Source organism: Aphanothece microscopica RSMan92 (assembly GCF_046613545.2).
Taxonomy (GTDB): domain Bacteria; phylum Cyanobacteriota; class Cyanobacteriia; order PCC-6307; family Cyanobiaceae; genus NIES-981.
The window spans coordinates 1-518 of the sequence record NZ_JBKKKY020000422.1 but is presented as its reverse complement, the minus strand read 5'-3'; the positions used below and the strand labels follow the sequence as shown (position 1 = coordinate 518).

Below are 518 nucleotides of genomic sequence, written 5' to 3'. Positions count from 1 at the left end.
AAAAAGCGCTGGAAACCTACGGATGTCCTGCGCCAGACCATTCCGCTACTGGGTAGTGACGTGACGCTGCAAGCCCGCTACGTAGATTACGAACAGAACTTTGTTGAGTTGTCATGGGAGGGAGACGGGACGTTTCTGGATGTGGTACAGGCCCTGGGCGAGATACCTCTCCCACCCTACCTGAACCGGGACACCGAAGCGGAAGATTCGCACACTTACCAGACTGTGTACGCTCGTCAGGAAGGGGCCGTGGCGGCTCCCACCGCCGGACTGCACTTTACCGAACAAGTATTCAGTGAACTAGACAAGAAGGGTATTCAACGTACCTTCCTGACTCTACACGTGGGGGCGGGCACTTTTCAGCCCATCAAGGCCGAAACCGTGACGGAGCACCACATGCATAGCGAGCAGGTAGTCTATACCCGGGGACTGATCGAAGGCTTGATCCAACAGGTTGAGCATATTATTCCAGTAGGTACTACCTCCATGCGTTCGTTAGAAAGCCTGTACTGGTACGG

1 protein-coding gene is annotated in these 518 nt (G+C 54.8%); it reads left to right on the top strand.

What is annotated here, in order from left to right:
- A partial coding sequence (locus ACLD7X_RS18335) for an S-adenosylmethionine:tRNA ribosyltransferase-isomerase (RefSeq protein WP_411425119.1) occupies nucleotides 1–518 on the top strand: 518 nt, incomplete at both ends.